This window comes from Gilliamella sp. B3783, from assembly GCF_026536125.1.
GTDB lineage: Bacteria > Pseudomonadota > Gammaproteobacteria > Enterobacterales > Orbaceae > Gilliamella.
In genome coordinates, this window is the sequence record NZ_JAFNOU010000006.1 from 95,327 (window position 1) to 108,002 (window position 12,676).

Annotated in this window: 12 protein-coding genes and 1 pseudogene; 3 read left to right on the top strand and 10 right to left on the bottom strand. The window is 34.7% G+C overall.

Annotated features, from left to right (window positions below):
• Positions 1 to 133: 133 nt before the first annotated feature.
• Entirely contained in the window at positions 134 to 1,012 is an 879-nt protein-coding gene (gene ygfZ / locus J3U59_RS07375) for a tRNA-modifying protein YgfZ (RefSeq protein WP_267332962.1), read from the top strand.
• Positions 1,013 to 1,129: 117 nt separating this feature from the next.
• Here the strand turns inward: ygfZ and J3U59_RS07380 are convergent, their stop codons facing one another.
• The 5 genes from J3U59_RS07380 to ppdD form a co-directional block, all read right to left on the bottom strand.
• Positions 1,130 to 2,281, bottom strand: a complete 1,152-nt coding sequence (locus J3U59_RS07380) for a M20 aminoacylase family protein (RefSeq protein WP_267332963.1) — start codon at positions 2,279 to 2,281, stop codon at positions 1,130 to 1,132.
• A gap of 239 nt (positions 2,282 to 2,520) precedes the next feature.
• A complete protein-coding gene (locus J3U59_RS07385; protein WP_267332964.1) occupies positions 2,521 to 3,270 on the bottom strand; it encodes a prepilin peptidase in 750 nt (249 codons plus the stop codon).
• Complete coding sequence (locus J3U59_RS07390) at positions 3,270 to 4,445, bottom strand: type II secretion system F family protein (protein WP_267332965.1); 1,176 nt, start codon at positions 4,443 to 4,445, stop codon at positions 3,270 to 3,272. Before J3U59_RS07390 ends, J3U59_RS07385 begins: the two co-directional genes overlap by 1 nt.
• Positions 4,442 to 5,551 (bottom strand): ATPase, T2SS/T4P/T4SS family, encoded by a 1,110-nt coding sequence (locus J3U59_RS07395; protein ID WP_267332966.1) that lies wholly within the window; start codon positions 5,549 to 5,551, stop codon positions 4,442 to 4,444. The genes J3U59_RS07390 and J3U59_RS07395 overlap by 4 nt, the downstream gene beginning before the upstream one ends.
• A 30-nt stretch (positions 5,552 to 5,581) precedes the next feature.
• A complete protein-coding gene (ppdD, locus tag J3U59_RS07400) occupies positions 5,582 to 6,013 on the bottom strand; it encodes a prepilin peptidase-dependent pilin (RefSeq protein WP_267332967.1) in 432 nt (143 codons plus the stop codon).
• A gap of 203 nt (positions 6,014 to 6,216) precedes the next feature.
• Here ppdD and ampD point away from each other — a divergent pair.
• Together ampD and J3U59_RS12050 are read left to right on the top strand one after the other, a co-directional pair.
• Positions 6,217 to 6,756: pseudogene (gene ampD, locus J3U59_RS12045) on the top strand (1,6-anhydro-N-acetylmuramyl-L-alanine amidase AmpD); the annotation flags it as partial.
• Entirely contained in the window at positions 6,757 to 7,086 is a 330-nt protein-coding gene (locus J3U59_RS12050; protein WP_416379555.1) for a YqcC family protein, read from the top strand.
• A gap of 74 nt (positions 7,087 to 7,160) precedes the next feature.
• On the opposite strand, the gene mltG is transcribed toward J3U59_RS12050, so the two are convergent.
• The 5 genes from mltG to J3U59_RS07430 all read right to left on the bottom strand — a co-directional run bounded on the left by mltG (position 7,161) and on the right by J3U59_RS07430 (position 12,594).
• Positions 7,161 to 8,183, bottom strand: coding sequence for an endolytic transglycosylase MltG (gene mltG, locus J3U59_RS07410; RefSeq protein ID WP_267332969.1), 1,023 nt, complete (start codon positions 8,181 to 8,183; stop codon positions 7,161 to 7,163).
• A gap of 5 nt (positions 8,184 to 8,188) precedes the next feature.
• Positions 8,189 to 9,274 carry an alanine racemase gene (gene alr, locus J3U59_RS07415; RefSeq protein ID WP_267332970.1) on the bottom strand — a complete coding sequence of 362 codons (1,086 nt, stop codon included), beginning with the start codon at positions 9,272 to 9,274 and terminating at the stop codon, positions 8,189 to 8,191.
• Between the two features lie 396 nt (positions 9,275 to 9,670).
• Positions 9,671 to 10,066 carry a hypothetical protein gene (locus J3U59_RS07420; RefSeq protein WP_267332971.1) on the bottom strand — a complete coding sequence of 132 codons (396 nt, stop codon included), beginning with the start codon at positions 10,064 to 10,066 and terminating at the stop codon, positions 9,671 to 9,673.
• 30 nt (positions 10,067 to 10,096) lie between these two features.
• Positions 10,097 to 11,434: a hypothetical protein gene (locus J3U59_RS07425; protein ID WP_267332972.1), complete on the bottom strand. Its 1,338-nt coding sequence runs from the start codon at positions 11,432 to 11,434 to the stop codon at positions 10,097 to 10,099.
• Positions 11,435 to 12,042: 608 nt separating this feature from the next.
• Positions 12,043 to 12,594, bottom strand: coding sequence for a hypothetical protein (locus J3U59_RS07430; protein ID WP_267332973.1), 552 nt, complete (start codon positions 12,592 to 12,594; stop codon positions 12,043 to 12,045).
• Positions 12,595 to 12,676: the final 82 nt, after the last annotated feature.

Genomic DNA, 12,676 nt, shown 5'->3' on the forward strand with positions numbered 1-12,676 from the left:
AAGGGAGTTTAATAAAGTAATCAAAATATTATATATTGATTTTCCAGTCATTTTTGTTTTGTTTTAACACTTTAGAAAATTGGAACTCTAGTGTTACTGATGTTAAAATTCTTTATTTGTAAAAGGCACTATTATGAGCAATTTCTCAATTAAACCCATTTCACTTGCCGATTGGCAGTTAGTAAAAGTATCTGGAGTGGATAATCGCAAATATTTACAAGGACAAGTGACGATTGATATCGATCACCTTTCTCAGCAAACTGCCTTATTCGCTGCACATTGTGATGCTAAAGGCAGAATGTGGAGTAACATACTATTATTTCAACGAGAGCAAGATATCTACTATATCTTACGTAAAAGTGTTGCTGATGTGCAAATTGCTGCTTTAAAAAAATATGCCGTATTTTCTAAAGTCTCTATCGAGCAGGTTAATGATTTAAATATCGTTGGTTTAGAATACGATGCGATACCCGCAGACATTATTGACCAATTCAATCATCAAAATTGTATTACCCATAATAATATTACTTATATCAAATTAAATTTACCTCATACACGGGCAATTAGAGTATCACCTCAAACTATCGATGAAGATTTACAACCTTGTAGCCGATGGATGCAACTTGATTTAGAAGCTGGTTATGCCATTATCGATAAAGAAAATTGTGAAACATTACTGCCTCAAGCATGTAATTTACAATATTATGACGCCATCAGTTTTGATAAGGGTTGTTATTGTGGTCAAGAAATGGTGGCTCGAGCTCAATTTCGTGGGGCTAATAAACGAGGGCTTTATTTATTAACGGGTAAAAGCGATAGTTTACCCAATATTGGTGATACCATCGAATGCCAGATTGATGGCAATTGGCGCGAAAGCGGTCAAGTCCTTGCAACGATGAAATTAAATCAAGACAATGATATTTATGTTCAAGTTGTGCTTGCTAATGGCATCGATCTCAACACACAATTTAGAGTAAAAGGCGCTGTAGCGAGTAAACTTTGTTTTCATTAATTGATTAAGGCTTGTTAAGATCAGTGAAAGCTAATCAGTTAACATCTACATTTAAAAAGATAGTTAACTGATTAGTTAAGTAAATTTCTGATAACAATTAAAAAATGTTAGATTGAGTTACCCCCCAAGTTCTTGATTGACTATTTCAATAAAGTATTGCGCCCCGGTTATTAAAACTTCATCGTTAAAATTGTAGGCTGGATTATGTAAATTAGCACCTTTGCCAGCACCTAGCCACACATATACGCCTGGTATTTTTTGCAGCATAAAAGCAAAATCTTCCGAGCCCATTGATGGTAAAGGATCGATAATAAGACCATTTTCACCAACAACGTTTTTAGCAGCTTCTATCGCAATATCAGCTTGCTTAGCATAGTTAATTGTTGCCGGGTAACGCCGTTGATAATCAACCTCAGCCTTAGCTTCGAATGTGCTGGCAATACCTGTTGCAATCTGTGTAATGCGTTGCTCAGCCATATCTTGTACATCGGCGCTAAAAGCACGAACTGTACCACGAATTACCGCTTGTTGTGGTAACACGTTCCACGTATCGCCACTATGTATTTGCGTAACACTCACCACAAGAGAGCTAATAGGATCGACATTGCGGCTGACAATGCTTTGCAAACTATTTACGATTTGTGTTGCCGTTAAAATTGTATCTTTACCAAGATGAGGAGCGGCAGCATGAGCGCCAACACCTGTTACTTTGATTTCGAAAACATCATATGATGCCATCATTGGTCCATGGTTAATGTAAAAATGATTTAATTTCATATTCGGTTGATTATGAATACCATAAACAGCTTCAATTGGAAAACGATCAAACAAGCCATTTTCAACCATCACACGAGCACCGCCTTCGTTTTCTTCAGCTGGCTGGAAGATAACAACGACTGTACCCGAAAAATCACGGTGTTCACTCAAATATTTAGCCACGCCTAATAATGTTGCAGTATGACCATCATGACCACAGGCATGCATTTTACCCGGGATAGTTGAACAATAATCTATTTTATTCTCTTCTATAATATCTAAAGCATCAATATCGGCACGCAATGCGATAACTCGACCTTCTTTTTTGCCTTTAATAATACCGACCACACCAGTTGGTGCAAAATCGGTATAGAGCTCAGTTATACCGAAAGATTTAAGCTTTTCAATTATAAATTCCGTTGTTTTCTTCTCTTCAAATGCGGTTTCTGGGTGGGCATGGATGTGATGACGCCATGCAATCATCTCTGATTTCAATTCATTAATACGACTCATTATACATTCCTTATTCATTCTCAATTGTAAACTTAATCAGTTTATTGATTAGTACTATACTGCTATTCTAGCTTTTATAAAAATAACTATTTTTACTATGATTAGTGATTTTAGTTATATATTAAAATACAGATAAGCTAACTGATGAACTTTGAAAAAGAAGCAAATATTTAATTGATTTACGTTATATATAAAAATTAGATGTGTATGAGCAAAATTTGACCATTTTAATCATTTAATTAACTAAAATAGCAGCAGCAATACGCCGAAATTAATAAAAATGGACCAAATGGAATAACTTTTAATGATTGTCGATAAAAAAGATAGTTTAAGATCAGAAAATAAAAAATACCCAATATTGAAGCCATAATTACTAATAAGGGTAGTAAATGATAAGGAATCCATGCACCTATCGCGGCAAGTAATTTTATATCTCCCCCGCCTAATCCATGCTTGTTTGAAATTAAATAAAATAAACTAGCCGGTACTTTTAATAAAAGATACCCGCATAAAATACCAATAAATGCATCGGCTAATAGTATATTGCTGATATTCAAATATGCCGCCAATAAGCCTCCCCACATTAATGGTTGCGTAAAAAAATCCGGCAATAAATAATATTTAAAATCGATTAAGGCTAATAGTAAAAAATAACAACCCAACATCATTAACACAATACTTTGCGCAGTAATACCTTTATGCCAATAAATCACCATAAACAACACTGACATAGCTAACTCTAGCAAAAAATAGTGAGCCGGTATTTTAGCCTGACATGCATAACAGCGTTGCCTTAATAGCAAATAAGACAACAGCGGAACTAATTGCCAAACTTTCAGTTTATTCAAGCAAGTTGGACAAGATGAACTTGTTAAACTTATGGCCGATAAATAAATAAAAGGAGAATGTAATGGCGAAAACCGACTAAAAGCAACGCAAATAAAACTGCCCATACATGCACCTAACATCGCAATCATACAAGCTATCATTAGTTAATCACCTCGCCAAGTTGAAAGATAGGCAAATACATAGCGATTATTAAACTTCCAATGATTAGCGCTAGTATTAACATTAACAACGGCTCAACTAATTGAGATAGATTATCAGTTAATGTTTGGCTCTGTGCTTCATAGTAATCGGCTAACTTGGTTAGCATTAAATCCAGCGTACCGGATTGTTCTCCTATGTGGATCAATTGACGACATAAAGTTGGAAAACACGGTTGTGTTTGTAAAACATGACTAAATGAAAGCCCTTTTTCGATTTCGGCTATCATATAAAAAATACTTTTTTGATACACGCGATGCATAATCGTATTAGCCGAAGCGGTCAAACCTGCAAGTAAAGGGATGCCAGCTTGTTGAGTTATTGCTATTGTTTGAAAGATATGTGTTAAACAAGTAGTGGCAATTACTTTACCGATTATAGGTAATTTTAATGTATAACTATCAATCACATCTCGATAGCGAAGCTTAAGATAATACTGATACAATAAATAGCTTAGTAATAGAGTAATTAAAACAACGAACCAAGCCCGTTGTAAAAAGTGTGACAAATCGATAATGCACTGGGTAAACAACGGCAATTGAGCATCAAAATCTTGATAGATCTGAGCAAACCTGGGTAAAACCACTAATAGCATTATCACTATCACAATTATAGATACCGTGAGTAAAAAGCATGGATAACGCATGGCCTGTTTGATACGCTTTTGTAGTTTTATTGATTTTTCAAGTTGTAACGTTAACTGTTCAAAACTTGAATCTAATTGTCCTGTCATCTCACCGATTGCAACAATTTCACAATAAAGTGTCGGAAAGACCAAATGATGATGAGTTAAAACTTTTGATAAAGGTTCCCCTTTTGCAATCTGATGTTCAATTTCAACAAGAAGATATTGCCAATGAGGATGAGGGTGCTCTTTCGCTAAAATAAGTAAACTATCAACAATAGAAAGACCTGCTTTAAGCATCGTTGCTATTTGTTTAGTAACAACCAGTAACTCTAAACGAGTAAAACTATGTTTATTAATATATTTAACTGGTTTTATTTTGATGGCAATTTTGCCTTGTAATAATAGCTGTTTTTTCGCGTCTTGCTGAGAAGACGCAATTATTTTATTTTCATTAAAATCCAAATCATACCATACGTAGAGCCTTTTCATAGATAATCACCCAAAACACGTTGCAATTCTGCAATGGTGGTAACACCATCTTTAACCAGTTTTTGTCCTGCAACTTTGAGCGTTATCATATTGGTAGGCGAAATCATTTGGTCACGGAGTAATTGATGTTGTATTTCTGCCGTTATTGGTAAAAATTCATATAATCCTATGCGCCCATGATACCCACCAAAACAATGTTCGCAGCCCATAGCAATAAAATGAGCTGTTGTTTCTCCTCCTAGCACTATTAATTGACTTGCGACAACCTTACAATACTGACAAAGCTTACGAACAAGACGTTGGGCAATAATTAATTTTAAACTTGAGGAAACCAGATAATTTTTAATTCCCATTTGATTTAATCGAATTAAGGCTTCTAAACTTGAATTGGTGTGCAATGTGGATAAAACTAAATGCCCTGTTTGCGCTGCTTGAATAGCAATCTCTGCTGTTTCAGGATCACGAATTTCACCAATCATTATCACATCGGGATCTTGCCTAAGTAAGGCTCGCAATATAACAGCAAAGGTTAAACTTGCTTTAACATTTATGGCAGTTTGATTAATACCATCAATGGGGATTTCTATCGGATCTTCAACGCTACAAATATTACGCTCAGGTTTGTTTAACTTTTTTAATCCACTATATAAGGTAACCGTTTTCCCGCTACCGGTTGGCCCAGTCACTAAAATCAACCCTTGAGGATAATCTAAAATTTGTTGAAATATTGAAAGATTGTGTTGTGTTAATCCTAAATCATCAATGGTGAGTTCCGATTCATTATTGTCCATGACTCTCAGCACGATTTTTTCACCATTAATGACCGGTAACGTAGATATCCGCATTGCATAACGATCTACTATCAATTGACCATCTTGTGGCAAGCGTTGCTCAGCAATATTTAACTTTGCCATAATTTTTAACCGAGCGGCAATTTGTTTAGCTAAAGCTAATGGTGGCATAAGCATATCTTGCAGCACACCATCAATTCGCATGCGAATACGATAATGATGTAAATAAGGTTCAAAATGAATATCCGAAGCCCGTTTATCTAATGCTGACAACAATAATTTATCTAAACTTTCAACTAATTGCTCTGCATTCATCACATATTCCTTGTCAATCGTTTTTATCGATCAAAATTTAAAAATAGCTTCACAAGCTTGTGTTAAAGACGTATCTATCGGTGTTGTTAAACAATTTCGGGTCCAAACTAAATTACCTTCAGTGGTATTAATTGTCGGTGTTAAGGTTGTGGTTAATCCCAATAAAGCGCTCTTGCCAACCAAAGTAATCACGCCGTTAGTTACAGAAACAGATGTGACATAATTCGATGATTTACTGATGGGCACACCATTATTACCATTACTGCAATGTGTTAAATGACCTTGTTCAATTGCACATATTTCAATAGCGGTTTTATAAGCTGTCATAGTCTGTAGCATATCGGTTAAAGCCGCCTTTTTTACATAACCTTGATAAGCCGGCAAGCCAATGGCTGTAAGAATAGCAATAACAACTATTGCAATCATAAGTTCAAACAAGGTAAATCCTGATTGAGCTGTCATAATTATCTCGTGAGTTAAAGTTAGTGAATAAGGTAGTGACTTTATAGCAAAACAAAAAAATGAAATAATATGTAAAAATTCATTTTGGAAGTAATGATTGATATTTATTGCAACTATTTAAGATGCAAGAAGAATGTTTGAGAACGTTATCGCAAAATTAAATTTTATCCTCACTGTATAAAGCAAAGTTTATTGGAGTCCATATGTCACTTAATATTGTTAATGGTTGGTTACAGGGTGTAAAACAAGTCATTTCACCTTATTATAATGATCGCCCTGCTAATGAAGAAATTTCATTAATAGTGATTCATAATATCAGTTTACCGCCAAATCAATATGGTGGTCCTTATGTTGAACAACTATTTACGGGTAAACTTGATCCTAACGAACATCCCTATTTTGCAACAATTTATCAACTAGAAGTATCTAGCCATCTATTTATTCGTCGTGATGGTCAGATAATTCAATTTGTTCCATTTGATAAGCGAGCTTGGCATGCTGGGCAATCACGTTTTGAAGGTAGGGAGAATTGTAATAATTTTTCGATTGGCATTGAAATGGAGGGTTGTGATACAGATGATTTTACGGATTATCAATATCAACAATTAGCCGCTGTTACCTTATTGTTGCAACACACGTATGGCATTAAAAATATTACTGGTCATAGCGATATTGCACCAGAACGTAAAACTGATCCTGGACCTTGTTTTAATTGGCAATATTATCGCAAACTTATTGATGAATTGTCACAAGCCCAAAAAATAGTAAAACAACTTGAGTTAATCAAACTTGAATTACAAAACATTCGTTTATGGCAAACAACGCCACCACCAACTGCTGCTTTTTTAAGCCAAGAACCTTTTGCAATTGATACTATGCAAAGTCATGAATGGTTACAATGGATTTTTATTCCGCGGATTTTGGCGCTTATCGATGCCAAAACCAATATTCCGACATTTGCACTTCATCCTTATTTTGAAGAAGCCTTAAAAGAACATCCTGAAAATACCGTTCAACTGTTACATCTTATTAAACAGCTTGACAAACTATCCACCGAAAATGAACGCAATTAAACCGTTATGCTTACATTTTTGGAATTTGTTATAGATGCCGCATACTGATTTATGCGGCGATGATAGCGATAAGATTAATTAACATCACGCGTTAATTTACGGTATTCATTTACTGCTTGTTGATGACTACCATAACTATTGGAGAACGTATGACCACCGTTGCCTGTTGCCACAAAAAACAGATAGTTGGTCTTAGCTGGGTGAGCAGCGGCTTCTAAAGAAGCAAGGCTAGGCATAGCAATAGGTGTAGGCGGTAACCCCTCAATAACATAAGTATTATACGGATTGTTGGTATCGGTTAGATCTGAGCGCCTAATGGCACCAGTATAATTATCACCTAAGCCATAAATGATCGTTGGATCAGTTTGTAATTTCATTTTTGCCTTTAATCGATTCACAAATACCGAAGCAACATTCGCTCGTTCAGAACTAATGCCCGTCTCTTTTTCAATAATTGAAGCTATGATTAACATTTCGTAAGGCGATCGATATGGCAAATCCTTATCACGATTATCCCATACTTTTTGTAAATTATTTTTCATTGTTAGGTAAGCACGTTTTAATATACTTACATCAGTCGAATCGGCCGTATAAAGATATGTATTTGGTGATAACCATCCTTCGATTGAACCATCAATACCCAATAATTTAGCAATTTCTTCATTGGATTTGCCATCGAGTGTTTGTTGAATATAAGGTGTAGTTTTAAGCACATTAAGCCAATCTTTAGCGCGTTTACCTTCAACAAATTGAATAGAAAAATTACTCTCTTTTCCAGAGACTAGTAACTGTAAAAATTCTTCAACTGTCATGTGAGCATGTAATTGATATGTACCAGCTTTTATCGAACTCAACGAAGGATCTAATTTATAAAGATAAGGTAACAAATAAGCTTGTTGCATTAAGTTGTTTTGTTTTATTTCAGCAACTAATTGATGCAAAGTTGTTCCCTTTTTAAGCACAAATATTTGGTTGTCATCTGTGACTTGCATTTGCTGTTTTGAGAATTGGTGCAGAAAATAGTAACTAATACCAATTGCACCACCTATAATTATAATGAATGTAAGAATCGTATATAAAAATATTTTTTTTGTCATAATGATTAATCTATATAGTGAATTTTTGCGCGGGAAGTTAAGCGCGTTAAAAGCTCATATGCACTGATACCGGTGTGTTTAGCAATCTCTTCAACAGGTAACTGTTTACCCCAAAATATGACCTCATCACCGGGTTTTTCTAGACTATCGATCCCTAAATCGATCACAATCATATCCATTGAAACTCGCCCCACAATTGGCACTCGGCGTCCGTTAATAACGACAGGCGTATTTTCCGCAATATTACGTGGATAACCGTCACCATATCCCATAGCAACCACGCCTAAAAGCGTATCTTTGTGGCTTGTCCAGATTTGACCATAACCGACAGCTTGACCTTTTTTATGTTTACGCACAGCAATTAATTCAGATTTGAATGTCATTACAGGTTTAAGATCCGCAATAGGATCATTGAAAGGAGAAACACCATACAACGCAATTCCTGCTCTTATCATATCACGATGAGAATCCGGCCAATGCAATATTCCTCCAGAGGCAGCAATAGAAAGTTTGTTGATCAATGATTTATTACCTGAAGAATGAATAAACGCATCTAATCGTGCATTTTGTTTGTTAGTTTGTGCTGAATCAAATTCATCCGCTGAGCTAAAATGGCTAATAATGTTTATCGATTTACGTATCACTTGACAATTAGCAAGCCGATTAAATTCGGCTTGTGCTTCATCTAAATGAAACCCTAACCGATGCATTCCTGTATCAATTTTAAACCATGCGGTAATTTGATTGTCAATGGCAATATTATTTAAAGCATCAATTTGCCAACTAGCGTGGATCACCGGTTGCAAATTAAAATCGATCAAATCCGCCACATCATCATGAGGAAAAAAACCTTCAAGTAAGACAATCGGTGTATTAATACCAAGTTTTCTTAAAAATAATGCTTCAGAAACTCTTGCAACCCCAAAATAACTGACTTTATCTTGCAATAACTTAGCGATGCCCTCAACACCATGACCATAAGCATTGGCTTTAACAATAGCCATTAGTGCGCTTTGCGGTGCTTGATTTTTTAAAACGTCAAGATTATGCAGAATTGATTTACGATTTATTTCAACAACAGCGATAGACATTGTGTATAACCTAACTGATATATCAGGAAGATATTGTAAATTTTGTTGTTGAGAAGCACAATAAAAATATTGGTTTGATTATTTATGATATAAGTTTAGTAAAACTAGGCGGCACTTTGTAATAAAGTCAGTAAAATAACTTTATCATCAAAAATTTTTAAAAATAATAATTAAATAACCTTAACAGATTGATTAATTATGCTTAATTACAAAACATTATATTATCTTGTATCAGTGTCTATTCAATTATTAAATTTTTTAGATCTGTTAAAAACGCGTTCGTTTTCAAAATTAATCAATTAAAATTCAGCTTGTTTTGCTAACGATGATGTAATATGAACACAAATCAAATATTTTTTTCTAGACAATAGCAGTTAGCTATTGTCTAGATTTTGCTCAAATATAGTGCGAGCTCCGACGCCGACGGCTCGTCGTTGATAACGACTCGGAGTCGGCTTTTGCCATTTCGTTCATTTCATTCTCTTCAAGGCAACGTCGCGCAAACCATTGACCATAATTCGTTAAATCAAAATCACCAGCAATTAGGTAACCAAAAGAGGTTAAGGTCGCTCCCGGTAAACGTTCGTTTATCTTATTTGCCGGAAAGGCACATTTAACAATCCATTGATTTCGAGCACCTGTAGCTTGATAAAATTTCAATTTTAGCTGTTGCCCAAGTATCTCATTTAAAATGTAGGCAGACTGATTATACGCACGTAAAAATAATCCTTCACGAAATAATAAAATACCTTGATATTGACTCAATAAATCTAACTTCTTATCAATTTTCATTTTTATACCAACCAAACAGATAAAAAGCCGTTATTGCCGACAAACCAAATAGTCAGGAGCCCCTACTGCATCAGCATCTACCCCTAAAAGACCTGAACTTGAATTAACATCAATATGAGTACCATAACTACTTTGATAATATAAATCTTTTGTCCAATATCTATCGCCTTCATCTCGCCATGTTGAATCAGGATAAGTTTGTTGAGTTGAATAACCCCATTCGGGTAGAAGTCCCTGACCAATGGCTCTTGTATAACCATTTATAATTTCAAAAGAACCATTTAAACGATCATCAACAGGTGTATTGGTTAACTCCGAGTATGAGAGCAAATTATTTATACTACATCTTTGAATAGCAACACTCCAAATATCAAAAAAATCTTTAAGCGGATTCGCCCAGACACTGGTTGGATTAAATGTATAATCTAACTTGATCATTGGATTTTGCTTAACAGTTGCTCTTACAGTAACATCACCAGTTGGTTTGCCTTTTAGTAAGACATAACCTTGCGGATCGATAGTCACTTGACCTCCCGGATTATTGGGAACACTAAAACTATAACTGGCAGGAGAGCCTGTCACAATTAGTTGAAATTTGGCACCAGCAAAACCGGTCGTCGGAAATTTTTTACCACCAGATGCAGTTGGCGTCGCTTTAAAGCCGATGTTAGGCACATAATCTGACGTATAGCCTCCACCAACAGCTGTCCTTGACGTATATCGTGAATCATTCCATGCAACGAATGTATTACTACTATCAAAACTTAACCACTGAAATTGTGGCATTTTTTCAATAGCATAGGGTTTAACATAACATACTGTGTGTTTAGACAATATATAGTAACTGTGGCTTTCGCCTTTGAATGAATTCGTATCCGGTATACCATAATTAGTCAATAAAGCACCATCATCGGCACTAAGTGTTAATTTATAGGGAGATTTACACGAATCTAACTCACTATTCGGATTCGATTTCACATAATCGGTCACATCTTCACCATCGTACGTTTCCCATTTCACTTTCATATAACCCGTTATGGTAAAAAGTTTATCCCCATCTGCATCACGCCAATAATTATTTGCCACTATCACATTAGCTAACGGCATTGATGGATAATTACTAAAAGGTAAATAGGTTTTAATATCATTAAAAGTTGTCGGCACTTTTTCTATCACAATGGGTTCGACTACTGATGATTTGTCTTCCAACGCGCTTATCACCTTATTATTCGGTAACGTTAGCGATAACAGTGGTAATATTGTTGTTGATACTGTCTTTCCATTGTCATAAGTTAAATAAGGACTTGTCCCATTTATTACCTGTGCTGTTTGTGTCGTTAAACCATACACCGGCTTTATCGATATCACTGTAAACAACACCAACAAAAATAGAGTGCATAAACCTGTTTTTACTATCCCCTGCCTTAAAAACGCTTTGAATAAGGAGATACGATTAGGCTCACTGATATAGAAAAAATAAAGAGATAAATTTGAAAATGGATTTTTGTATAAAGAATGAAACTCTTGATAACAATTATTATCACTATTAACTAATAAAAACGATGCCCGATGCCCGATGCCCGATGCCCGATGCCCGATGCCCGATGCCCGATGCCCGATGCCCGATTAAGACCACATTTTAACATATTTTTACCATTCCTTGTAGTTAATTTTATTAACTTTTTCAAAAAATACAACATATTAGCTTTTATATATATCACCTAATGTAACTCATTTGTACGCGATAATATCAAACATTCAGTCTAATAGTAAAATAGAATAATCAAATTGTAATGTGTATTTATGTAAATGTTTGTTAAGAATCTACGATAAGTCGATTAAAATGCACGTTAAATCTATATTTTATTGACTAATCTCACCGATTATTAATCGTTAGTTTATTGAATTCAGTTTACTGAAGATCTACAAAACAAAAGTAAAAAAATAGTTATCCTTTCATTAAATAATGATCTCACTTAAGATCTGAACAATTGCCGCTGTAAACTAAGCATAAATTGTTGGGTTATTTTGTTATTATCACTATCAGGCTGCCAATTTTTTAGAAAAATTAATTGATTAGTATTAAGATGCAGCGTTGTTCTTACAGTTTTTGGGGATAATTTTGGCATTATTTCAGGTTGTTGTGATTGATTTATAATTTTAGATTGATGATGAACTAGCGGATTGACTCTAGTATTAATATCTTTCTTTGATAAAGTAAAAAATTGATTAAACCACATTTGATATCCACTTAAATCGAAATCTCCAGCTATTTGATAGCCCCATTCCATTTTTTGAGCGTTATTAAAATGAAATGAAAGATTTCTTTTAGGAAACCCGCAATAAACTATAGGGTAATTGTTCAATTTACCTAGGATATTATGCATTATCTTCAACTTCTGTTGATATAGCTCACTAATGATATAAGCTGATTGATTATAAATTCTTAAAAAACTCCCCTCATCAATTAAACTTAGATAGCCAAGTCGACGACTAATTTCTAACTTTTTAGTAATATGCATGCTCATTTTTTGTTCTTCAATTTTGGCGTGCTAGCGACTTCGCGCTAACACGCCGGTGACTGGGTAACTTTCTTTAATTAAAATAAAA